Annotated in this window: 23 protein-coding genes; 4 read left to right on the forward strand and 19 right to left on the reverse strand. The window is 43.6% G+C overall.

Features of this window, described 5'->3' with window-relative positions:
• Position 1: 1 nt before the first annotated feature.
• From cas6 to KHM83_RS00620, 3 genes are all read right to left on the reverse strand, one after another.
• Positions 2-724, reverse strand: coding sequence for a CRISPR-associated endoribonuclease Cas6 (gene cas6 / locus KHM83_RS00610; RefSeq protein WP_213234952.1), 723 nt, complete (start codon positions 722-724; stop codon positions 2-4).
• Between the two features lie 63 nt (positions 725-787).
• Positions 788-1744, reverse strand: a complete 957-nt coding sequence (locus KHM83_RS00615; RefSeq protein WP_213234953.1) for a helix-turn-helix transcriptional regulator — start codon at positions 1742-1744, stop codon at positions 788-790.
• 372 nt (positions 1745-2116) lie between these two features.
• Entirely contained in the window at positions 2117-3655 is a 1539-nt protein-coding gene (locus tag KHM83_RS00620; protein ID WP_213234954.1) for a sigma 54-interacting transcriptional regulator, read from the reverse strand.
• Between the two features lie 235 nt (positions 3656-3890).
• Here KHM83_RS00620 and KHM83_RS00625 point away from each other — a divergent pair, with 235 nt between their 5' ends.
• Genes KHM83_RS00625 through KHM83_RS00640 form a run of 4 tightly spaced genes read left to right on the forward strand, consistent with a single transcriptional unit; the run spans position 3891 to position 6912 of the window.
• Positions 3891-4475 (forward strand): 2-oxoacid:acceptor oxidoreductase family protein, encoded by a 585-nt coding sequence (locus KHM83_RS00625; protein WP_213234955.1) that lies wholly within the window; start codon positions 3891-3893, stop codon positions 4473-4475.
• Positions 4465-4773 carry a 4Fe-4S binding protein gene (locus KHM83_RS00630; protein ID WP_213234956.1) on the forward strand — a complete coding sequence of 103 codons (309 nt, stop codon included), beginning with the start codon at positions 4465-4467 and terminating at the stop codon, positions 4771-4773. Before KHM83_RS00625 ends, KHM83_RS00630 begins: the two co-directional genes overlap by 11 nt.
• 9 nt (positions 4774-4782) lie before the next feature.
• Positions 4783-5964, forward strand: a complete 1182-nt coding sequence (gene porA, locus KHM83_RS00635; protein ID WP_213234957.1) for a pyruvate ferredoxin oxidoreductase — start codon at positions 4783-4785, stop codon at positions 5962-5964.
• Positions 5965-5976: 12 nt separating this feature from the next.
• Positions 5977-6912 (forward strand): thiamine pyrophosphate-dependent enzyme, encoded by a 936-nt coding sequence (locus KHM83_RS00640; protein WP_213234958.1) that lies wholly within the window; start codon positions 5977-5979, stop codon positions 6910-6912.
• A gap of 414 nt (positions 6913-7326) precedes the next feature.
• Here KHM83_RS00640 and KHM83_RS00645 read toward each other — a convergent pair whose 3' ends face one another.
• The 16 genes from KHM83_RS00645 to KHM83_RS00720 form a co-directional block, all read right to left on the reverse strand.
• Positions 7327-8643, reverse strand: a complete 1317-nt coding sequence (locus tag KHM83_RS00645) for an MATE family efflux transporter (protein ID WP_213234959.1) — start codon at positions 8641-8643, stop codon at positions 7327-7329.
• A 273-nt stretch (positions 8644-8916) separates the two neighbouring features.
• The gene (locus KHM83_RS00650; protein WP_213234960.1) at positions 8917-9336 is read right to left on the reverse strand and encodes an acyl-CoA thioesterase; all 420 of its coding nucleotides are present in this window, start codon (positions 9334-9336) and stop codon (positions 8917-8919) included.
• Between the two features lie 252 nt (positions 9337-9588).
• A complete protein-coding gene (ggt, locus tag KHM83_RS00655; RefSeq protein WP_213234961.1) occupies positions 9589-11430 on the reverse strand; it encodes a gamma-glutamyltransferase in 1842 nt (613 codons plus the stop codon).
• A gap of 125 nt (positions 11431-11555) precedes the next feature.
• Positions 11556-12701, reverse strand: coding sequence for a succinylglutamate desuccinylase/aspartoacylase domain-containing protein (locus tag KHM83_RS00660; protein ID WP_213234962.1), 1146 nt, complete (start codon positions 12699-12701; stop codon positions 11556-11558).
• Positions 12702-12712: 11 nt separating this feature from the next.
• Positions 12713-12859 (reverse strand): hypothetical protein, encoded by a 147-nt coding sequence (locus KHM83_RS00665; protein WP_213234963.1) that lies wholly within the window; start codon positions 12857-12859, stop codon positions 12713-12715.
• Between the two features lie 16 nt (positions 12860-12875).
• On the reverse strand, positions 12876-14153 hold the full coding sequence (locus KHM83_RS00670) for an SLC13 family permease (protein WP_213234964.1): 1278 nt from the start codon (positions 14151-14153) through the stop codon (positions 12876-12878).
• A 42-nt stretch (positions 14154-14195) separates the two neighbouring features.
• Positions 14196-14810 (reverse strand): DUF6305 family protein, encoded by a 615-nt coding sequence (locus tag KHM83_RS00675; protein ID WP_213234965.1) that lies wholly within the window; start codon positions 14808-14810, stop codon positions 14196-14198.
• 295 nt (positions 14811-15105) lie between these two features.
• On the reverse strand, positions 15106-15804 hold the full coding sequence (locus tag KHM83_RS00680) for a response regulator (protein ID WP_213234966.1): 699 nt from the start codon (positions 15802-15804) through the stop codon (positions 15106-15108).
• A complete protein-coding gene (locus tag KHM83_RS00685) occupies positions 15788-17191 on the reverse strand; it encodes a sensor histidine kinase (protein ID WP_213234967.1) in 1404 nt (467 codons plus the stop codon). Before KHM83_RS00685 ends, KHM83_RS00680 begins: the two co-directional genes overlap by 17 nt.
• Positions 17184-18278 carry a poly-gamma-glutamate system protein gene (pgsW, locus tag KHM83_RS00690; protein ID WP_213234968.1) on the reverse strand — a complete coding sequence of 365 codons (1095 nt, stop codon included), beginning with the start codon at positions 18276-18278 and terminating at the stop codon, positions 17184-17186. The genes KHM83_RS00685 and pgsW overlap by 8 nt, the downstream gene beginning before the upstream one ends.
• 16 nt (positions 18279-18294) lie before the next feature.
• Positions 18295-18723: a poly-gamma-glutamate biosynthesis protein PgsC gene (gene pgsC, locus KHM83_RS00695; protein WP_213234969.1), complete on the reverse strand. Its 429-nt coding sequence runs from the start codon at positions 18721-18723 to the stop codon at positions 18295-18297.
• Positions 18713-19843 carry a poly-gamma-glutamate synthase PgsB gene (gene pgsB, locus KHM83_RS00700; RefSeq protein WP_213234970.1) on the reverse strand — a complete coding sequence of 377 codons (1131 nt, stop codon included), beginning with the start codon at positions 19841-19843 and terminating at the stop codon, positions 18713-18715. The genes pgsC and pgsB overlap by 11 nt, the downstream gene beginning before the upstream one ends.
• Positions 19844-20331: 488 nt before the next feature.
• Positions 20332-21669, reverse strand: a complete 1338-nt coding sequence (locus KHM83_RS00705; protein ID WP_213234971.1) for a CapA family protein — start codon at positions 21667-21669, stop codon at positions 20332-20334.
• Between the two features lie 100 nt (positions 21670-21769).
• On the reverse strand, positions 21770-22975 hold the full coding sequence (locus tag KHM83_RS00710; RefSeq protein WP_213234972.1) for a M20 metallopeptidase family protein: 1206 nt from the start codon (positions 22973-22975) through the stop codon (positions 21770-21772).
• Positions 22976-22993: 18 nt separating this feature from the next.
• A complete protein-coding gene (locus tag KHM83_RS00715) occupies positions 22994-23677 on the reverse strand; it encodes a hypothetical protein (protein WP_213234973.1) in 684 nt (227 codons plus the stop codon).
• An 11-nt stretch (positions 23678-23688) separates the two neighbouring features.
• Positions 23689-24390: a DUF5058 family protein gene (locus KHM83_RS00720; protein WP_213234974.1), complete on the reverse strand. Its 702-nt coding sequence runs from the start codon at positions 24388-24390 to the stop codon at positions 23689-23691.
• Positions 24391-24661: the final 271 nt, after the last annotated feature.

A 24661-nucleotide genomic window follows, 5' to 3' on the forward strand; every position in this document is an offset into this window, starting at 1 on the left:
TCTATAATCTCTCAAAACAGCCAAAACCAAAATTGCACCGCGATCCCAGTCCTGACTGATAAATAAAGTTGAGGATTTCCGGACTTGAAGCAATTTCGAAAATCCCCCTATTGCCATCAATCGTTTGTCCATAATGTTTGACTACGACTTTTTTAAGCTGAGAGGTTTCAATGATAATACCCGTTGATTGATATGCATTCAACAGCGTTGGTTCTAAGATACGAATACGCGCTTCAACGATTTCATTAAGCCTTTGAACAAACTCAGGTGCATTATTTGTCAGATAAATATCACGATTATCTTCAGTCTTCATTCGTACTAAAATCGGAGAAAGTGTTTTGGCGCGAATACGCTGTGAAAAAATTGTCGGCGTATTCAAAATTTTTAACGGTTCAAGTGTCATTTCATACGTCTTGTAAACATAAGTATGCCCTTCTTGTTTGAGCAGTGCATTGTGCAGCATTATACCCATACTAAGATCAGGCGTTGATAAAGTAACCGACATCTTAGGGGCTCTTAGTTCAATATGCTCCACTTTAATATCAGCAATGGGCATATACATGGCAAATGTCATGTTTTTCATCTTTGCCGAACCGTCATAAAGCGTTTTTTCATAATTTGCATCATACTGGGAAAGCGCGTATTTAAAATAACTTAAAAACATACGCCTCGTTTCAATCGGCAACCTGTTCCCATTTAAAGAAAATTTGAGTTGAAATCTCACTGCCATACCTCCTTTCAATAACAGTGTATCAGGTACACGGAAGTCATATTTCCGCTAAACTGTTTATTGGTTATAAATATCTAGATTTTTTTGGATATCTTCGATCATAGCTAATCGCATTTCTACAGGTTCTATCACTTCACAATAATAAGAAAAATTATGGAGCCAAGAAATTGTTTCCGTCCAATTATTAAGTGTCGCCTCTACATAAACCACTTCATCATCTATGACTTCACAGTGCTGTTCTTTACCGATTTCAATCTCTTGAACATATGCATTGAACGGATAGTGAAAATACGCTTTTAATCTAAAAACATCTTCACAGTAGAGTCCCTGAGTTTCAGCACCGTCTTCAATCTTTTGTTCAATGGATTTTTGCCGTTTAAACATATCACTTAATGGTTTCAGTCCTTGGATACGAATCATTTTAAATGTACGATAATCACTTGCCTTTTCACAATAGCCATGAATATAGAAGGCATCTTTGTAAAATGTCAGTGCATAAGGATGCACGACACGAATCTGATTTTGACGCGACTTATTTGAGAAATAGACCATTTCGACTTTGTGACAGTCGTCGATGGCACTTAAAATAATGGGCTGATAGAGCTGTTCCTTTGTCTTTTGAGCATTTGGAAATTGAGATTTGAATTTAATGCGATTGGGATCACTTAGAAATAAGCGGTTTCGTTTTCGAATTTTATAGAACAGGGTGTCAAAGTGCGCCTTGTTTTCCAAGACGAGATTGTCGTCAAAGTAGCGTTTTGCCATGGTCATGGCTTTCATTTCCTCATTAGTCACTATGTTGGGAATCCGTATGTATGTCTCTCGGCAGAGATAACCGCCTCCCCACGATTTTTCACTTTGTATGTCGATGCCATAGTCTCTTAGTTCTTTGATATAGCTGCGCACTTGTCGCTCTGAAATGTTTAGTGCCTTGCTGAGTTCCGTACTGCTATAGACATAATCGCTGTCTTGAAGAATGTCTAACAGTTTCAGCGCTTTCGTCAATGCCCCCATAAACGTACCTCCCTATTTAGCTGTTATGACCATTATACTACTTTTCTGGTGAATTTGTATGATCCTTCCATCTAACAGCAGTATCTTCATAAAGATACTTTTCTATAAAAAGAGGTTTTTCCATTAAATCTGCCTATTCATCATTTTAAATAAGAAGACTTAAATTTAAACCCTTTTGCAACATCTTCCGCTAATCATCAATTAATAAAATCTGATAATAAAAATCGTTATAACGCGCATCCTTTCTGCAATAAAAAAACATTTGATGTCAACCATCACTCAGCTAATGCTGCATGGTATTTATCAAATGCTTTCTATTAAATAACCTTATATTATAGTACTAATCAATATAACCAAAGCAGTTTCTCACAATCACGCGTCTTTCGAGCGTTCCCCATCTTCACGATGTTTCTTCAAAATATACGCGACTTGGTAGTAGGCAATATTGTAACCCTGTGCCGTGAGCATATTGGCGATGCGCCGAGGGCCAAGTCCTTCATCATTGAGCTGAAGAATGTAATGCCGCATGGCTTCAGCGGAACGCGTCTTGCGAGTTCGAAGTGATTCAGCATTTTGACCTGGAATATAGCCCACATGTGTTTGATCATCAGTCTGATGTTCTCCAATACTCGGCTCCTGTCTGCTGCCGTTAAAGGCAAGCGGGGGAACCTCTGTTTCAACAGGTGTCACAATTTCAAATGGAATATGATAGACTTCCACATAGGTTGTAATGTGATCCATGGCTTTGACATCGTCAATAAGCGGCGATGCCGCATCAATGCTAAAGTTAATAACATCTCTGAACTGGCGGATGTTTCGAGGGTATCGCGCTTCCAATAAAAGCTTTTCAGCTGCCTCTGAAAAGTAAACGCTGTACTGAATGCCGTGAATTTTTTCGACGGCTTTTTCATAGAGCCTGACAAAATGTCGAAGCAGCAGTCTTTTTTCTTCCATACTGCGAGAATCTAATGACGGCATTGATATTTCATATTGTGCAAGTCTTTGGTATAATTCTGGTAAGAGTACGGTTTTCAGGTCTCGTGTCGATGCTGCGATAATAATCACATCTACCTGAATTTCTTTATGACCTCCGATCCGCCTGATCTTTCCCGATTCCATGACTTTTAAAAGCAGGTTTTGGTAGTGACCTAACGCATGGGCTTCATCTAAGAACAAAATGCCGCCATTGGCCTGTTCAAAGAGGCCGCGTTTTTCTTTTGAACCCGTGTAAGCACCGACTTCACTGCCGAATATCTCCACTGCGGCAATATCGGGATTTGTAAATTGGGCACAATTCACTTCAATCAGTGGTGCATCTGCCTTGATGACGCCAACTTGTTTTGCATATTGAAAAATAAGATTTGCCAGCATGGTCTTCCCAGTACCGGATTCACCAGATATAATAGAATGACGCGGCCCACCCAGCGATCCGACGGTTCGCTTCGCCTTGGTCAAGACATTTTTTAAACTGTCTGCACCGCCGATAATGTCCATGTTGTAATGCTGTGACTGATTAATTTCCAAATGCAGTTCCAAATAGGAAATACGTTTATTTAATGTTTCAATATCGCGAATGTCTTTAAAGATCGAGTAGGCACCGGCAAATTCACTTTCGAGAAAAATCGGATATGAGTTAACCATGTATTTTTTATTGCCAATATAGTGAATCTGCTGGTCGAGGATTGGCTTGCGGGTTTTAAGCACCTTGAGCAGCACTGCATCTTCGTAAAACAGTGAAATATGCTTGCCTACCATGGCAGCCCTCGTCGTATCTGCATAGTCCGCCGACATGCGATTGGCATAGACAATATTGCCATCGATATCGACAATATTAACACCATCGTTTGCCGAATCAAGTACTTCCAAAATAAAACCTTTTTGAAATAAATCAAACGTAGTGAGCCGTTTCATACGTATGCTCCTTTTTACGCAAATTTGTTATAGTCTCTAACGTTATTATAACACCGATTCTGACATTTTTGATATATTGAATACAATATATCATCAAATATTGGCTTTTTTTGTTGATTTGCATCGATATACAACTTTGGCACGATCTTTGCAATATATTAGTGCGATATAGATCAGCACAAAACTGCCCATTTTTAAACTCATTAACTATATTAAGGAATTAAGGAGGCTACAAATGTCCAAACTGACTGAAATCAGATGGCATGGTCGCGGCGGACAAGGCGCCAAAACCGCATCGCTGTTGCTGGCAGATGCTGCATTCAACACAGGACAATACGTACAGGGATTTCCTGAATACGGTCCTGAACGCATGGGAGCACCCATCACAGCATACAACCGAATCAGCAAGAATCAAATCAGAGTCCATTCAAACATCTATGAACCTGATTATGTCGTGGTGGTTGATGAAACCTTATTGGCGACCATTGATGTCACTGCTGGCCTGAAAGAAACCGGTGGCATTATTATTAACACACCAAAATCACCAGCTGAAATCAAACCGCTCCTCAGCGGCTACAATGGTAAAATTTATACGATTGACGCACGTCGTATTTCTGAAACAGCACTTGGCAAGAATTTCCCTAATACGCCGATGCTGGGTGCCATTGTCAAAGTCAGCGGCATTATGAATATCGAACAATTTATTGAGGATATGCAAGCATCGTTTAGCCACAAGTTTGCAACAAAACCTCAAGTCATTGAAGGCAACATGAAAGCACTTTCTATGGCCATCGAGGAGGTACAAGGCGATGAAAAATAAAGCGGGAACAACCATTACAACCAATATCAGCTGGCATGATATTACACCTGGCGGCATGGTTTACGGCGGGGGCACAGCTGCTTCCTTCAAAACTGGCGACTGGCGTACAATGAAACCTGTTTTCAAAGCTGATGCCTGTAAACAATGCCTGCTGTGTGCACCAGTATGCCCAGACAGTGCAATTCCGGTAACAGGCAGCAAGCGCCTTGAATTTGATTACGATCACTGCAAAGGCTGCGGCATTTGTTTCAAGGTGTGTCCATTTGGCGCCATCGAATTTGTAAAAGAAGAAAAATAGGAGGAAACCATGTCCATAAGAGATAGATTATCAGGAAATGAGGCTATCGCCATCGCCATGAAACAGATTAATCCGGATGTGCTGCCTGCTTTTCCCATTACACCATCTACAGAAATACCACAATACTTTTCACAATATGTTGCAAACGGTGAAGTCGATACTGAATTCGTGACCGTCGAATCAGAACACAGCGCAATGTCAGCATGTATTGGTTCAGAAGCCGCTGGTGCAAGAACCTTTACGGCAACTTCTTCAGCAGGTCTCGCACTCATGTTCGAAATGCTCTATGTAGCATCTTCATCAAGACTTCCGATCACCCTCGCCTGCGTAAACCGCGCACTGACTGGCCCAATCAACATCAACGCAGACCATAGTGATTCCATGGGAGCTAGAGATTCAGGATGGATTCAAATATATAGTGAAAACAACCAAGAAGCTTATGATAACTTCATTCAAGCCGTTAAAATTGCAGAACACAAAGACGTCATGCTGCCTGCAATGGTTTGTCAAGATGGCTTTATCACCAGTCATGCCGTTGAAAATATTGAGCTCTTGGAAGATGCCGCTGTCAAAACGTTTGTCGGCGACTACAAACCTGAAGATTATCTGTTAAATGAAAATGACAAACTCGCAGTCGGTCCATATGATACCGTCTCTTTCTACCTCGAACATAAGCGTCAACAAGCGGAAGCGATGATTAACGTAAAACGCGTTGCGCTTGAAGTTGCCGCTGAATACGAAGCAGTAACAGGCAGAAAATACGGCCTTTTTGAAACTTATAAACTGGAAGATGCCGATACGGCACTGGTTATTATTAACTCCACTGCCGGAACCGCAAAAGATGCGATTGACACACTCCGGAATGCCGGTAAAAAAGTTGGTCTTTTGAAAATTAGACTCTTCAGACCATTCCCTAAAGACGAAATTGCCGAAGCATTAAAACACGTTAAAGCAATTGCCGTTATGGATCGCGCTGAAAGCTTCTCAGCAGCAGGCGGCCCATTATTTGCTGAAGTGCGTTCTGCAATGTATGACTGTGCAGAACACCCTGCCATCGTCAACTACATCTATGGCCTAGGCGGCAGAGACGTTCGAACAACTGATATCGAGAGCGTTTACACCGATCTGGACACCATCGTCGAAAGCGGAAACATTGGCGAAACTTACAGATATCTTGGTGTAAGAGAATAGGAGGTCAAGCCCATGGCTTACAATTTTAAAGAAGTAATGAACAAGCCCGAGCGTTTGACGGGCGGACATAGAATGTGTGCCGGATGCGGCGCACCCATTGCTGTCAGAGGTGTCTTAAGAGCACTAAAAGATGAAGACAAAGCCGTTATCGGCAATGCAACCGGCTGTTTGGAAGTTTCGACTTTCATGTATCCATACTCTGCATGGCAAGATTCATATATTCACAGTGCCTTTGAAAATGCCGGTGCAACACTCAGTGGTGTTGAAGCCGCTTATAATGCAATGAAGCGAAAAGGCAAAATTGATGACACGTTTAAATTCATCGCTTTTGGCGGTGACGGCGGTACGTATGATATTGGTTTTCAATCATTGTCCGGTGCCATGGAACGCGGTCACGACATGGTTTACGTCTGCTACGACAACGGTGCTTATATGAACACTGGGATTCAACGTTCCTCTGCAACACCAAAATACGCTGACACGACGACCACACCGGATGGTAATGTCATCCACGGCAAGCAGCAAAATCGAAAAGATCTCGCAGACATCATGGCAGCACACAATATTCCTTATGTCGCACAGACAACTTTTCTTTCAAACTTTAAAGATTTACATGAAAAATCAGAAAAGGCTATTTATACAGAAGGCCCTGCTTTCTTAAACGTCTTGGCACCATGTCCTAGAGGCTGGCGATATGATGAATCCGAAATCATGGAAATCTGTAAACTTGCTGTTGAAACATGTTTCTGGCCATTGTTTGAAGTCATTAACGGCGAATGGAAACTTAATTATAAACCTAAAAACAAACAGCCGATTGAAGCTTTCTTAAAACCGCAAGGCCGTTTTAAACACTTGTTTGAACCTGGCAATGAGTACATGATCGCAGACATTCAGCAAGAGGTTGACAGAAAATGGGAAGCACTTCTCAAACGCTGCGGCGAAATCTAAATCGTTTACATCACTAAAATAGTATTCATGGGAGGCATCAATAGCACGTGTAATCACTGCACACAGATTGACATCCTCTGAACTGACAACCTTTGTATTGCATTATAGTCGGTGTTGCGCAATCTCAATATCCCCATGAATCACAATAACTTGCTAACCGTAAATTTCCATATAAAAGCCCCCTCATTATGACCAATGCTTTACTGTGTCGAGGGGGTTCCTTTTTTATTGGGAATTTTTTGTTATTTTTATACTCCATTTATTTTATTCATTTATATTATGTGCCTATTTTACACTTTTTTAGCATTGACTGTGATTGTTTATATACAGACTTTTACCCGGGCACCTCATGATTGTTCTTATAAAGCTTCTTCTACAGCATTTGCTTATCGCTCACATTAACTTTGACGCAGATCACGAAAAAGACATCCAATTGGCGCGTTTTAAATAGAGGCCGAACCAAATGGCACTCAGCGTCCACGTCAGCGGATACGCCCAAAATACAACGCGAATATCATGTACAAAATGCATTACCGTTACAATATAGGTAATACGGATCACACACCAGCAAGTCAGCATGACAATCATTGGAACCGTCGTCCGTCCAGCGCCCCTTAAAATCCCTGCAATGCACTGTGACACCGCAAGCACACAGAAGAATAATGACTCTACTCGCGTCTGCATCACACCATAATGAATAACGTCCGGTTCCCTGCTAAACAGCGCAATGAGATACGGTGCAAAAATGTACATCAGCACGCCGATTGCCTCAGAGGACAAAACTCCTGCGATAATGCCAAATCGTGCCCCGCGCTTGGCGCGATCAAACTCTCCTGCACCTAAATTTTGACCGATAAATGTCGTCAGTGCCACGCTAAAACTGATAATCGGTAAAAATACAAATCCCTCAATCTTGATGTAACTCCCGCATCCCGCCATGGCCACCGCGCCAAATGCGTTAATATGCGTTTGAACAATAACGTTGGCAAAAGCAATCACAGAATTCTGTACACCCGTTGGAATACCCATCTTTAAAATATTCGTTAATGTTGCCGGCACAAGCCGAATAGATCGAATGCGAATCGCATAAGCATGCTCTGATTCCATCAGCTTAAAGAAACCGAGTCCGGCACTGACAAACTGCGAGATCACCGTTGCCACAGCTGCACCAGCGATGCCAAACCCAAAGACTGCAACAAAGAGCCAGTCTAATACGACGTTAATCATCGATGCGACGATCAGGTATTGAAGCGGATGACGACTATCGCCGACGGCTTGAAAAATGCCCATGCACGTATTGTACATCACAATGCCGAGGCCACCGGCAAAATAAAGTCTGAAATACAAAACGGAATTAGGCATTACGGAAGCCGGCGTTCCCATTAATTTCAGCATCCAAGGCGACAGCACCATACCAAAAACCGTCAAAAAAATCCCAGCTGCAAACCCAAATGCAATGGTCGTATGCACAGCTTCTGACAAATCATCCGCTTTGCGCTCACCGACCAGCCTGGCAATAATCACACTGGCGCCGACAAAGACACCATTGACAAACCCCGTCAGCAAAAAAATGAGGCTGCCGGCAGAACTTACAGATGCCAGCGCCTCCGCGCCGACATAGTTCCCGACAACCCATGAATCGACAATATTGTAAAGCTGCTGAAAAAGATTGCCTAAAAAAATAGGCAATGCAAACCGCAGCAATTTGCCCGATATACTGCCTTCTGTCATATGAATCACCTCTTTATAACATGTACTTGCGTATGCACAGCATGTGTGCAACACAATCGTCTGGACGATCCTAAAACCGCCTCAAACGCACTCATTTTTTATATCCCGATTGCTCTATCATATGCCTCTATTCAGCAATATGCAAGCAAAAAAATCAATTGTTTTTCACACTTCTTTCATATCGCCAGTAGCTTATTTCACATAAACAAAGAGCAGTTCCTGCGCCGAACAGGTACTGCTCTTTTAAGCTTATAATCCAGATCAACTTTTCGTCTATGCAAACTTTTCAAGGATTGCACGTTCTTCTTCCGTTTCCGGCGCTTCAAGCACAATGTTATGCGGAATCTTCTTCTTGTCGCCATCAATGCATACAAAGGTCACATAGCCCTCAGCGACTTTCACGTCACTGTTATTGCGAAGTGCTTTGGTATACATCGTAAGGCTCGTTCTGCCCGCTTTAACCCCCATGGAAACAAAACGGATCATATCGCCATTAAAAGAAGGGCCCAGATATTTCATCCCGTGAATTTCTACTGCTACCAGATGATCTGCTTCACCATATTTCCCAAACAGTGCAGATGCGCCCAGAAAGGTTGCCTCTGTAAACCATGCTGCCATTCTACCCGCATAGAGCGTATCGTGATGGTTCATATCTTCAGTGGTAACAAGTCTTGATGTTTCAAATGCTTTCATTAATATATGCCTCCTGTTAATTGCGTTTAAGATGCCTCTATTATCACGTGGTTTGAAGTTTCTGTCAAGCTCAGCGATTGCTTTCACAGCGTTAAAAATCAAATATCCAAATGATTATAAAGATAAGCAAAGATAACCAAATAAAAAACTGCCTCAAAATGATTTAGCTCATCTTGAGGCAGCCATTAAAAATGAAAGGGGTTTCATTTGTTAAGCGTATTGGTGCTGCTTTCATTCCCCTAAAAAACTTTTTTAGAAACCGAGTGCTTTCCCATCACGTCTTGGATCGGCACCACCGTCGAGTACGCCGTCTTCTGCAAATTTAATCGCATTGACAGAACCAAATGAACGGCTCCATTCTGTACTCATATCGATAATGTGTCCCATATCTTCAAGACTTGAAATAACATCTGGATCTAATCTTGATTCTACAGTCAATTTATTGTTAGCAAAGCCTTTAATACGTGGTGCATCAATAGCTTCCTGCATACCCATATCGTGATCAACGAGATTAGAAATAATTTGTGCTACCGTAGAAATAATCGTTGTACCACCTGGTGTCCCAACAACTGCAAATGGTTCACCATCTTTTAATACAATCGTAGGCGACATAGAAGAAAGCGGTGTTTTGCCCCCTGCGATAGAATTCGGATGATCTGCCTGTACGACGAAGTCAGCCATTTCATCATTCATCACAAAGCCATAACCTGGCACGGCAACTTTTGAACCAAAGATATAGTTGACAGTCATTGTTACAGATACAATATTGCCCGCTTTGTCAGCAACTGAGTAGTGTGTTGTATCTTCATGTTCGAACATCCAAGGATCATCCGGCATTACATTTTCAGCAGCTGTGTCTACATCAATTTTTTTGGCGAGTTTTGCCGCATAATCTTTGCTCAACAGACCTGTCAAAGGAACATCGACATATTTTGGATCACCCATATAGGCGCCGCGATCAGCATAGGCCATTTTAAATGCTTCTGAGAAGAGATGGAGCTCTTCTGCCGAGTTGTCTTCCATTGAAGGCAAGTCAAAGTTTTCGAGAATATTTAAAATTTCAAGTACTATCGTCCCTCCTGAAGAAGGTGTTGGCGATGACATAATTTCATAACCGCGGTACGTACCTTGAACAGGTTCTGTTACTTCTACCTGATAGTTTGCCATATCTTCCATTGTGAATAATCCGCCGTATTTGTTGACAGATGCGACAACCGCTTCAGCGATTTCGCCTTTATAGAAGACATCGGAACCGCCTTCAGCAATGAGCTCAAGTGTATGTGCATAATCTTCATTTTTGAAATTTTCACCGATTTCATATGGATATTTCATGCCGTCAACTTCTTTGAGGAAGATGTCGCCACACTCTGAGTAAAGCATCATTTTGTCATAGTTGTTTTTCATGTCCCCTGAAAGTGTTGGTGAAACTGTTACACCGGCTCTACAGAGATCAATAACCGGTTGAAGTACTTCTTCACGCGACATCGTACCATAGTTTTCAAGTGCATAGAGTAATCCGGCAACATTGCCCGGGATCCCTACAGATTTTCCGCCATCTGTATTTTGGCGACCGATAACGACTGTTTTGCCGTCTGCATCGGTATATGTTTGCCACATATCCGGCGTTGCTGCCTGAGGTGCTCTTTCTCTAAAGTCAATAAACAGCGTATCGCCGCTTTCTGTGTGGAGCGTCATAAACCCGCCGCCGCCGACACCAGTAGAATTCGGTTCAGCCAAGCCAAGTGTAAAACCTACAGCGACAGCAGCGTCAACAGCATTGCCGCCTTTTTCCATAATCGCTCTACCGATTTTTGACGCTTCGTATTTACCCGAAGATACAACGCCGTTTTCGCCGGAATCATCACGGCCAACTTTTGTTAAAACGCCTTCCTCATCATAAAGTACGAAATCATCCAGTGAAGAATACGCAGCCTCCGGCTCCGCAGCTTCTGGTTCTGCTTGCTCTGGCGTCGTCGTTTCTGCCGATTGTGCCGGTTCATCCGACGGCTCTGGCGTTTGTGCCGCAGGTGCACTACAGCCGGCGAGCAGCATCATTGTCAATAAAATCGCAATGAGTTTCTTTGTAAATTTCATTTTTAATCCCCCTTACTTCTTTTTAATATGACCTGCATAGCAGGTAACATCCCTTAAATTACACCTCATTTTCTTGCACATTTGACCCAATGGTTCATCTGTGCCTAGCATAAAATGATTTGCTTCTAATGCAAGTACCTTCCCAACTGAACGCCTCCAAGATCTGCTTCATCGGCAGATAAAAACAAATCATCATAGGTAGGCACGCCGATAAAAGTGACTGGTGCATCAGCATATTGAGCACTGTAAGCCTTTGTATATTCAATAATGCCCTGTAAGTGTCGTCCAACGCGTTCTTCAATTGGATGTCCTTTTTCATCATAAGGTACATAGAGGAATCCAAGTGCCTCGCTCTTGACATATGCCTTATCAATCCCTGTAAGCGCCAAAGCTTCATTCGTTGCACCTCTTAGGCGGCCTTGCGAAGCATTGGCCGATTCCATAAGCAATGGAATGGTATCCGTGTAATCGCCTAGCTCACGATGCGTCAAACCATGAAGATTGGTCGGTGACGGTTCAAGTGACATGGCAATGCCTTTCAGCTGCAATTCCATAACGCCTTCTGCTGCAACGCTCATGCCCTTTTCATGGGAAACAGTTGCGTTGATAACAGGATATTCCGGCGACGCTTCATGCAAGTCGAAGGTGAGATTAACGTCTTCATTTCGAACAAGTTCTGCAATCGCATAGGCTGCTTGTTCTGTCGGCGTCCCATCTGGTCGCCCGGGGTAGGCACGGTTGATGTTTCGCGTCTCCGAACCCGAGAGCTGTTGCCCCGATGCCGCATGAACATAAACGTCAGGATCCGGCCACTGATCGACTGGATTAGAAGCCCTCGACCCATATCTAAATGTTCGAACACCATTATCCGTTGGTATGTGAATGTATTGTGGCGATGCCTCTTGCGGATCATTATGAGTCATCCCACTGTGATTGGTATAAGGTATAACATAAACCGTTCCGGATTCAACAGTCGCATTTTCAATAAAGGCGATTGCACTTAAATAGCCTGACGGTTCATTACCGTGGGTGCCGCCCAATATCAGCATTTTACCGCCTGGAGACGACCCCTCCATGATATAAACTTCTGTGTCCATGTTGGTGCCTTCTATACCGTCAAAATATGCTGAGAGCATCTTTTGCTCCGTGACGCCCGGACCGGGAACGATTGTTCCCAAGTCCTTCAGCGACAGAAAATTCCTGCCTGTGATCACCATGACCACTAAAGCGACGGCAAGGCAGATAAAGCCCGTTATATGTTTTCTCTGCATCATTGCCCCCTCTATTTAATCATCAGTAATCTTAAAATCAGCGGTATAATAACAAGTGTCGCATTTGCCTGCAGTGTCAGCTTTTCTTCTTGAAAAATATTTTTAATGATGAAAAAGACGACGATTGCAACGATGCCTCTATAGATCAATGTAATCATAGACAATCCTCCCATCCTACTTAAACACGATGTAAGGCGCTATTGAATTTGATAAAATAATGAATCCAATTGCCCATACGACGATAATAATACTTGGCACAATAAAACGCTTTAAGATCGGCGTATAATTATCCATGCCAACAACTTGAGCTGCAAAAATACCGGCAAGTGCCGTCGGCGGCATCATATCGCCCAGCGAAGCGATCAATGAAATCGCAGAAGCCGTAATAATCTGGTTGCTGCTTAGGAATGCCAATAGGAATGGTACGCCTAACACGGATGCAGATCCGTAGGATGATACCGCACCAAACAGCGGAATGGCAACGGCCATTGCCAAGTATCTTAACCCGGCCGGCAAACTGAGGCACGTGGTGACAATAAAGCCTCGGACGCCTGTCAGTGTCATAATTTGAATAAACATGCCGACACCCATAAGAATACCGAGTACCGGTAAAACGCTCTTAACGGATTCCGTACACACTTTAACAGGACTAAATTTCTCGCCTGTAAAAGCACCGACTACCGCGGAAATGAGAAAGATCAGCGGCATACCCAGATTTGGAATCGACGGTACCGCTTTGTTAATCACCATTAAAATCAGGGCTACAAAAATCGGAATAAAAATTTTGACACCATGTGTCTCAATAGATTGACGATTGAGTTTTGGCGCAATTTCATCATAATCAAAATGTTTTACATATTTGTAGCCAAACATGAGGACAAATAAAAATGCAAGTGGAAATGTCAGTAAAATCAGTGGTCCTTCAAACCCGACAAACGGAATATCAATACCACCGCCAATAATCATTGCAGGAATATTAACCGGCGGTGCAATCATACCGAGCAAACCGCCCATTGCGATAATACACGCCGTTTCAACAACGGGAATACCCATAATCATCAGAATTGGTGCCATGATTGACCCAGCTGACAGAACAGCCGCTGTTGATGAACCCGTAATCATCCCCGGGAACATAATGACCAGCATAATTAAGCAGAGCAGAAGTGCTGGCTTTTTCCGGAACTTTTGGATAATCAGTGCAGAAAGCGCATCTAATGCACCGGATTCCTGCACGACTTTCATAAAAATCATTGCCGTCGTGATAACCAATACGGTATCAACATACGAAAACATACCCTCTACCAGATGTCTCAAAGGAAAACCATAGCCACCGACGATTGCGCCAATAATAGCAGCAAAGACCATCGAAATGCTAACCGGCAATTTTAGTGCAAAGCAGCCGGCAATAAACGTGACAACCATGGCGAGAAAAATAATCAGTTCAATACTCATGCGTTCCTCCCAAAATGTTGTGTGCAATAACCGTCGATAGGCTTATTTAAAAGCAGCTTTCAATGGTGCAATGACATCTGCCATCGTATCAACAACATCCATTGGGATACCCGCATCACTTGCCAAGCCCTTCATTAAGCCATCTTGATCACCGGTTGCCACGACTATGGCATAATCGGCTTTTTCAAAACTTGGTGGAATGAATTTATCAGAGAGTTCACCACGTCGTGCTTCACCGCCAATATGGACTGCAATAATTGTAAGTTCTGCTTCGTCTGCCGCATCTATCAGTGCTGTAACGCGCTCAAGCTCTTGATTGGCGTCAATACCCGCTGCGCCTAATCCCTTTGAAGAACCGCCAACTGCTAGTACCAATGTTTTTGCATCACCAAGATCTTCAGCTGTTGCAGAGGCATCCAGTGTCAGTTTAATATCATTTTTGCTCAGCATTGTCTTTACCATTTCGACATCTGCCGACTGTCCCACAGAAGTCAAGAGCACCGGCTGTTCAGCAATCGCCTCTGTCAGGCCTTCTACTGTTACTTCCGTTTCATTCTCAGCCGCATCGCTTTGTGATGCTGATGTTCCTGTTGAATCGCCGCCGCAGCCTGACAGCATTAGCATTGCGATTAATAATATGAACATTATTTTTTTCATTGTCTTCCCCCCATACTTTTATAGCAGCATTAACATTCATGCTGAATTCGGGAAATTGCATCATCACTTTTCGTGGATCTTTTACCATGATATGTTGAATCGGCATCTTACAAAAGCGACACATATTGTGGTAAAAAAATTAAAATTTGAATGATACAATTTCCTCAATTAACGTTTTGTTGACATAAATGTAACATATGACTTTTTGAATTTCTATTTTTTCTCTTATTTATCTCAAATCAAGCAAAAAAAAATCGAATTTTCAGAAATTTGCTCTGAAAACTCGACTGTTGTTTCATTCTGCAAGTTTGTAAAACTGTTTCGGTCTGCCGACCTTTCCGTACACACTCTTGATATCGACAATCCCTTCCGAAGACAAGTACTGCAAATACCGATACGTCGTCTGATAAGCCAGCCCGGATTCCTCTGAAATCGCTTCGACCGTTTCATAGTCATCAAACGACGCCAGCGCTTCTTTAATCAGCTCAAGGGTTGCAATGCCAATTCCCTTTACAGTAACCACTGCCGGCTGTTCAGCCTCCTGTGACGCTTCCTGAGAATTTTCCTGATCCGCTGCCGTTTGGCGGCTATTCTTTACTGCCGCGTTTGAGCGGGCTTTAATATTCATCAAGCGAATGTGTAGTTTTATTCTGGAAATAATATCAGGTGTGCGAATGGGCTTCATTGCAAAATCACTTGCACCTGCCATAAGGAATTGATCTGCCAGCTCCTGACTTTCATCAATGGTAAACACGATAATTGGCACCTCATCATCCTTTTCACGAATCATGCGCACACCTTCGAGTCCATTAACACGCGGCATATGGTAATCAATTAAAATCAAATTCGGATGTTCCGCTTCAATTATTTCGATGCCTCCGTAAATGTCACCTGCTGTCAGTGCTTCCCACCCCTGACTCTCAATAACCGCCTGCAAGGCAAATCGAATATGCTCATCATCGTCAATTGACAAAATTTTAAGTGTTTGTTCCATGTGTCTCCCCCTCTTCAAGCAAAATACTGATCGTCGTCCCTTTGTGCAAATCACTTTGAATTTCTACAGTTCCATTGTACGCATCCACCACACCCTTGACAAATCCCAGTCCAAAACCATGGGACCCTCGTGTCGAGTAGCCCATTTCCCAAATCTTATCAAGGTCTTCCGGCGCAATGCCCACACCGTTATCGGATACAGAAAAACAAATATAAGATGCCTCCTCACGCATTACAGTGCTGACATTGAGTACAATGTCCGGTGTCGCATCGTGGATTGCATCACTTGCATTTTCAATGAGATTAATGAGCACACGCGTCATCCGCGTCTTGCTTATATCCAGTTTTTTATGTGGAATCGTATTGTTGAGCGTCACAAAATTCGCATAGCGCGATATTGAGATTTGCGCCAGAACCGATTGCACAATTTCCGCCGTCGTCGTATCCGAACGGTAATCTTCGTACAAAATTTCAGAAATCATATCACTCAAGCGCTTGATGGCCAATTCTACATTTTCAAGATAATTGGCATCTTTCATGCGCAGTTCCCGTTCGCAGTTCGACCGAACGACGCCGACCAATGCCTGCGCCGATGTCAGCGGCGACTTTAAATCATGCACGAGGCTGTTCATTTCCATGTACGTTCTGTTTTTGAGGGCGGTCATCTGCGTCTCGATTTCCATCTTCCGATTTTTTTCTTTCAGCGCATTCATTTCACGCAGGTTATTTTCGTCGCGAATGAGTAAAAAGAGCAAAAGACCCATACAGAGCAACAGCAATAAAAAGATCAGTGCCATAACATCCAGCGCATGTGTCGCGCCGATAAAAGTCGCCACCAGTTTAACATCCTTTGACGTTTCACCTCGGCCTACTGGAAATCCGGCCATAGACGGCATGATATCCACAAACTGGAACGCCGTCAAAAAGACGATGATCAACATTGCCTTTTTCCAAACGCTAACGCGGTTATAATCACTTTTCCCGAGAAGAATCAGCAGGAACAGCAACACAATCGCCGGTACGCCAAAATAATATTTTACATGATGAACAACGCCAATAATGATATAAACAGGCGGGATAATAAGGCAAACCATTGCCGATTTAAACAATTTCTCAAACGGAAAGCTGTCCCTTATTTCAATGGATTCCGCAATAAAGAAAGCACCAAGATAGTGTGGGAAAGCCCTAAGTGAATTCAATGCGACGAGTCCCAGTCCCGACATTAGCAAATACACTGCTTCTTCCTTCTGAATAGCAAGATTAATGTGTGCCGGTATCTTAAAAGTCTCGACCGTTAAAAAGCTTGGCAATGCAATACCGAGAAGGACAAATAGAATGCCGTAAATGAATTTGACTTTATTAAATTTTTTAATATGAAAATTATTCATCTGCCACCTGCTTTCGCTTTAACAGCATGAGGACGGCAATGCCGGCTGCAAATGCGACGACAATTCGCCATTTAGGATAATAAACCGTTTCATAAATACGACCTTCGCCAATGGCATCTTGAGCGATCGGGTCAAATGGCATACCGTAAGAATCCACTATTTTTTTAATGTTGAGATAATAAATCACGGGAACAGTATCTGCCAACGCATATTGAATAACACCGTCATCAGTCGAAGGTGCCGTATCATACGTAAGCAGTGACGGCATCAGCAGCCCCTGCCCCAGTGTCAATGCATCTGCAGTCGTTCCGGCACTGGTTACATTGCCGCCGACAATAACCAGCGCCTGCATGTCACCGTAGTGAAGCAGGCGGGCTCGTACATTAAGTGCCAAGTCCGGCTCCTCATAGAGATTGTAACCGTCATCTTTCAAGCGCTGTCGAATAACATCGGCATCTTCCGGCATCATATTAGCACCTGTATCGAAATCGCCGCCCATGGTCACGATCAGACTGTCTGTCGTAATCAAGCCATCCCTGTAAAGCGCATGCATCATTTCCGGAAATGTCAGTGCCGGATTATTCGCACCATAAGTAGACGCGCCGACACTGGTAATCGGTATGACTTCGAGATCCATCACATCGGCTGCTGCTAGCACTGCAATGTTCATTGCCGGAAATGAACCTGAAAATCCTAGTCCAACACGGTCTCCGCCTTCGACACCCGCTTCGTGAAAAAGCCTCACGGCCAAGGCCGCCATAGCAGGATTGGCTGTCGTTCGCTTCGCTTCCAGCTCACCGAGTGAAGTCGTCATGCCGTTAAACGGTTCGCCAAGCATGCCTGTTTCAAAGTAATCATAAGGCGGAAGCGGTATGCCCAACTGTTCTTTATAGCCCTTAATCGCTTCCATGATCGTCGCCATTTTTTCCGCGGCATCAACCTGTTCTGTATAATAGGGAAGCTGCATCGTAACGCTGGATGACAGTATCCATAAGATACCCGCTGCCATTATGATCAGTGCCATGAATAAAATCTTCACTTGGCGAAAGTAAGTTTTTCCCTTATTGCTGCTTACAATGCTTCTCATTGTATACCTCTAACCTCTATATCAGTGGAACATTGAGCCAAAGCACCGCAAAGGCTGTGATGGCAACGACGACGCCAAGTGCAGCTGTCGAGATTAGAATCCCTTGCCGCTCCCATTCCAGCGCGATCAGCCCGGGAACGATATTGCCGATGATTCCCGGTGTATGTCCCAGCAGTCCCGTCTTGACAATGGCAAAATTAACCACAAAAGAAAGCAATATCATCACGGCAAACCGCCTACGGCCATAAAAGATCATCCATTGCGACAACACCTTGTAGACGACAAAGGCAATGGCCACAACTAAAAATGTATAGCCAATGCGCGAAGGCACTTTTAAGCAAAGCGCAAGATAACCGGGTACGATGATCCCCGCCGGCGAAATACCTGTCAATTCATAAAAAATCAAGCTAAATGCAATTCCCAGTATGACGATTTCATTTGCCAATGACCACGCCCTCACTCTCTACAATATTCATCAGTGCTATGCCCCCGCCCGCAATATTCCCCACTGCAAAGACGAATGTATTTGAAGGCAAAGACTGTAACAGCGTTTGATGCACCTGTTTAATATGTTTTACCGGTATTGTCAGGCCTCTTTTTTCGATACCCTGTGCTGAAACGTGCTGATAGCCGCCCATCAGCCATATTTCATCAGGCTCAATGCTTGCTGCCATGTCAATAAGCTGTTTTGCCCTTGCACCGCGATCCCAGCGATTATTAATCAGAAGTATCCGATGCTTCCCAATAAATAGCCCCTCTTGTTCATAAGCTTCATATATCTTTTGGATTGACATCGCATCGTTTGCTGCCATGGCATTTGCAAACAGGACGCCATTTGGCATTTGGAACAGTTTTAAATCATAAGGGTCCATTCGAAACTGCTGAACACCCCTAATCGCATCTGATCTTGAAACGCCCAAATGTTCGCATACCGCCACTGCCAGCGCCACATTCTCCTTAAAACGCACATCCGGCAAATCCTCTGATGATTCGGCCAGTACGGTTGGCGTCTCTCGTTCAGCAGCATTTGATTTTAAACGCTCAAAAAAAGTCGAATCGGCCGTAAACAAAATACCTTTTTTCGGAATTGTATTTGAAAGTGCATCGCAGATCAGCGTTAAACTGTCACCCATGACTTCGGCATGGTCCTGCCGCACATTGGTAATTACACCAATATCACTTTGCAGCATTTCGTCTTGTGTGATTCGCTGGAGCTCAGGTGTTATTGCCATGCATTCGCACACGAGTATTTCCGCTGACTGGTTTACCGCCATTTTCAGTGCTTTTAGCTGCTCTTTAATGTTGGCATTGCCAACCCGCTTCAATGGCAGTTCTCGATTATCAACGTCAATAATGCGTGGAACGGTTCCCGTCGTCTTGCAAAAAACGCGATACCCGCCTGCACGAAGCCCGGAATCAATCAGCCGCGCCACAGTGGTCTTCCCGCGCGTTCCATTGACATATACCACATGCTTTAATTTTTTACGGCGCTTTCGTGCCCATTGACGCTCAAAAAAAAGGCCCGTTAAAATGCCCAATAACAGCAGCGCAATCCAAACCATCATAATCCGGACTCCTTTTCCTCTACAAACTTTTCGCCTTAATGTTAGCATTAATCGTACCGTTGTTCAAGAAAACACTTTTTTTAACAGGTGAAAATAAGAGCACCTCCATTTTCAACCGCCATCAGAATGATAATCATCGCGTTTTTCACTAAGCTGTAATGAAGCTTCTTTGCTCATCGTCTGCGTTATTCCCTCTGCACCGGAAAACACTGTCTTTCATTGCCTTAAGATAAAAAATCTGCCGATGTTATTATCATCTCAAAAAACTTGAGATCATTGCTTTGAGTAAACTAAAAAAAGACAGGCGCCCCTTCTGCAACAAGTGAGCGCCTGTGGTTATCTCTTAAGCATTGTCTTTTAATCTTATCTTTTAATCTTATCTTTTAATCTTATCTTTTAATCTTATCGTTTGATCTTGTCTTTAATCCTTATCATACGATTTTATCGTTTAATATGGATCTCTGAGGTTGTCTTTTCGGTTGCTTTTTTTAAAGCCAGCTGTCGCCAAGCACCAGATTCGCATACTTTTTGATCTCATGATAATATGATTTGAAATCTTCATCCATTTGCTGTTCTGATAAATCTTTTACCGGAACCAGTGCTGCATAATTGCGATTATCGGACACCATTCCCATATAAGCAACCGGTGTGATCTCAATACCGGTGATCAGTGTTTTTTCGCTGCCGTTTAGTGTTCCCTTTGCAACTTTCATGTTGGCGATCAGCGAAAGTACTGTCGCCGCCGAGCCATAAACAGGTGTTAAATTGCCAAGGCTATATAAAATTGGAATGCGCTTTTCAGGATCATTCATCGGCGTATAGAGTTCATAAGGCTGGCAAACATGCGGATGATGGCCGATGATGGCGTCAACACCGAGCTCCGCGAACTCATGCGCCCATTTTAATTGATCAGGGTGTGGATAGAACTCGTGCTCCAATCCCCAGTGCAACGTTAACATCACGAGATCACAGCCCATTTCACGTGCCTTCGCAATCTGCTTTTTAATGCGCGACGTATCCGGCGATTTTTCAAAATGAAATGGGGTAAGGTCACATCGCCAAGATTCCTCATCAGAAAGCGGATTGATATTGAGATTAAATGTATGAGAAATCCATCCGATCTTCACGTCATCCATCTGTGTACAAACAATGGTCTCAGAAGCCGCTTTGCTCTTGTAGACACCTGTATAGGCAATGCCGTCTGATTCGAGCTGATCCATTGTCATCTCTGCTCCTTCGAGCCCACAGTCAAAGATGTGATTGTTGGCAATTTGAAGCACATCATAACGCTTGCCGCCGTGCTGAATCAGCGCCTCATACTGAGCTGCTGTCAAATTAATGGTCGGTGTATCACCTTCTTTTTCAACTGAAAGCGACTTTGGCACTTCTTTCGAAAGCGTTGATTCCAAATTAGCATAGGCGCAGTCTGCATCAAAAATATGCGATTCGACCGCTTTGTAAAGCACATCGCCGGAATCTTCAACATACTTGCCAAACATTAAATCACCAGAAGCACTGATTCGATAAGTTTTCTCAGCTTTAAATGATTTCGGTTCCCATGTTGACTGGTTTTGTTTAAATTTATCAAAATATGCCTCTAAGCCAAATCCCTTCATGCCCTTTACGATCGGATTTCTAATTTTATGCAGCCAATAAGCGGCAAATGCCATGTTGGCAGGGTCCATATCATATTCTTCAGGCTCTGACCAGCGTCCTTGCGCCAGTGCTTCAGCAGTATATTTCTCAACTGCCGTTCGCATGGATTCCCCTGCTGCCTCCAGCATTTGATCCATATTTCTCGGTAAATCTATCGGTTTATAGTACATGTCAGCCTCTCTTCTCCTTGACAAAAGCGTCACTGTAATCTTTTGTTGCCTGTACGATTTTGCATTGCGTATTTCGATTAAATGATTCATCCTCGCCCAATTATTGATTATTTTTCAGCCATGTCATTGCTGTATGCGCATAGACAGCAGCACCTTTCCACAACACGCGCTCATCAAATGTCGCCTTTGGATGATGCATTGGGTAGCGGTGACCATCCGCGGGGATTCCCGTTACAAGTCCCACCATAAGACTCGGCACTTCTTCACTGACATAGCCGAAGTCTTCCGAACCCGTAATGCGGGCAAACATGCCGCCGGCATATGTTGAAGCATCTTTAATCGTGTCGCCGAACAGCGATTGCATTGCCGCTAACGACTCACGCCTTACGCTGCCTTCATTGATAACGCTTGGCACCTCAAATTCATAGACCACCTCAGCTTCTGCTCGAAATGTCTTCGCCACCGATTCTGATATTTCCGCTAACCGTTCCTTTACAAACGCTCTCGTCGGTTTGCCAAAACTCCTAATGGTGCCGCGCATATAGCCTGTATCAGGAATGACATTGTTTGCACTGCCCGCTCTAATTTCCCCAATCGTCATGGTAAAAAGCTCCGCCGCATTAACTTCTCTTGCATTAATAACCTGAAGCGCTGTGTGCACATGTGCCATTACATTAATCGGGTCAACTGTTTCGTGTGGTGTCGCACCATGTCCGCCCTTGCCTTTGACATTAATGCGGAAAGCGTCTGTATTGGAGCTGGCTGCCCCTTCTGCCATTACGACGACATCACCATTTGCAACACCGGGAGCACCAGTAAGCACGTGGATCATCATTGCCGCATCGACATCCGGATTTTTTAAGACCCCGGCTTCAATCATTGTTTTTGCACCAAGTGCCACTTCTTCTCCCGGCTGAAACATAAGTTTAACCGTTCCTTCAATGGCAGATTCATTTTGTTTTAAAAGCTTCGCACAGCCAAGGAGCATCGTCGTGTGAAAATCATGTCCGCATGCATGCATATTGCCATTGGTTGCACTAAAGGGTTCTCCCGATTCTTCTTGTATTGGCAGCGCATCCATATCAGCTCTAAGCATAAAGGTCTTGCCGCTGACGCCCTTGCCGCATGTTGCCACAACACCGCCGCCGCAGCGTGTCGGTGCATAGCCATAAGCTTTAAGTTTTTCGATGACAAAAGCCGTCGTATTGGGCAGCTCCAGTCCGATCTCAGGTGCTTGATGGAGGTGTCTTCTGCATGTTACCAGTTCTTCTTGAAGTGCTTCCGCACTTTGAATAAAATCGTTCATCCATAACTCCTTTCAAAATCATTCGTTGCTGGGTTCTTCTATTGTCTGTTTGCGATTGCCAATTTTATAAATTACTGTGGCAATCAGCACGGAGATCGCGATGATGACAGGAATGAAAAAGAGTGAATTGACAACTTGCGACATGACGATGGCAAACCCGACAATCGTTGGTACGACAGCGGCTTTCGGATTTTTAACCAAAGTCGCAATATACAGTGCACCAAAGAGTGCCGGAACAATTTGCTCGAAACCCGTCTTAATGGCAGGCTGCTCAAAAAAGCTTGAAAATGGCGTTAATAAAAGAACGCCGGCGATAATAATCACTTCTGTAACAATGGCTGAGGTCGCCACTGCCATGGTCGAGATAACGTCACCTTCTTCCGAATTCGAATCGAGTTCCGTCGCTTCAAGCGCTACAATGGAAGCCGGAATTTTAATATTCATCCAGTTTCCGCTCAATAGCATGACAAAGTAACCCGCTGCCCCGACTATTGGCGCATAGCTTAAAAACTCTCCGATGAGAATCGGAATAATAATAACGGCAATAACGGATATACCCGCTATGAAACCTTCTTTCGTCGGCAGCAGTCCCCATTTGAACCAAAGCATTGCCGGCAGCATTAATGTCGCAAGAAAGAAAATGATTGCACTCACTCTTCCCAGTCTATAGACAGAATCTTCATAAGATTTATTTTTATTCACCGTTAAACCTCCTATATTTGCATCAGTACAATTGCGCCAACAGCTGTTATCATGCTGATGGACAACGCATATTCTTTCAGCCATGACCACTTGAGCTTCACCATACAGACAGTAAGTACCGCCATGACCACCGCTGCAATGACCACCGCATTTAACGCATTGCCGCCGCCAATCACTGCCGGTGCAATGAAATTCATCTGTACACTCACGAGAATCGTCGTTAAAATAAGCGTTTGGAAAGTCGTGTCTTTGGAAACGGCTTTCTTAATGCCGCTCTTATACTTTCTGAGGAAAAGAACTGCCAGAACAAAGCCTGGTGTTACTCCCAGCGTCATCAACCAAACAGAATTGGCAAATGCCTGTGGTGAATACATCGCACCGCCAAGCTCAGTTCCCATGGCCTGTGCACCAATTGCCGCCACCGTGAGTTCGTACATCATAGAGCCTGCCATACCGAGTCTCGCCCATGAAACTGGAATACCCAGTATTGGCGATAGTGAGATTAAGCCGATAATAATGGCAATTGATGGGACAATCGTCGTAATCGCCGCAGCTTTGACAGCCTTGTGAATAACCTGTTTTTCGATTTTCAGTTCCTTTGCACGTTTCATCGCCATTCGAAAGAAAATGACTGCTTGCGCCATGAGCAGCACTAAAATGAATAGTGTTACTAAATACATTGGCCTTGAATTTGCAATTTCTAAGTAGTTCACGTTTACCCCCCTTTGGAATATGGCTTTCATATCATGACAACACGCCTATCGCTTTTCTTTTTTTACAGCTTACAGGGGTATCACGTACAGCTATTCCTATTCGTTTTATGTCAACAGCATATGCCCATTGTCAGAATATTTAAAATACAAATTCTTTATGCTAAGATATAAATAATACTTATATCTTCTGAAAGTGTTCATATTACTGCGTTTAAACTAAATTACAATATTTTACACTCTCATTAACCATTGAAATTTTGTATAATTCACA

This window comes from Fusibacter paucivorans (genome assembly GCF_018390735.1).
In the GTDB taxonomy this organism is placed as follows: Bacteria; Bacillota; Clostridia; order Peptostreptococcales; family Acidaminobacteraceae; genus Fusibacter; species Fusibacter paucivorans.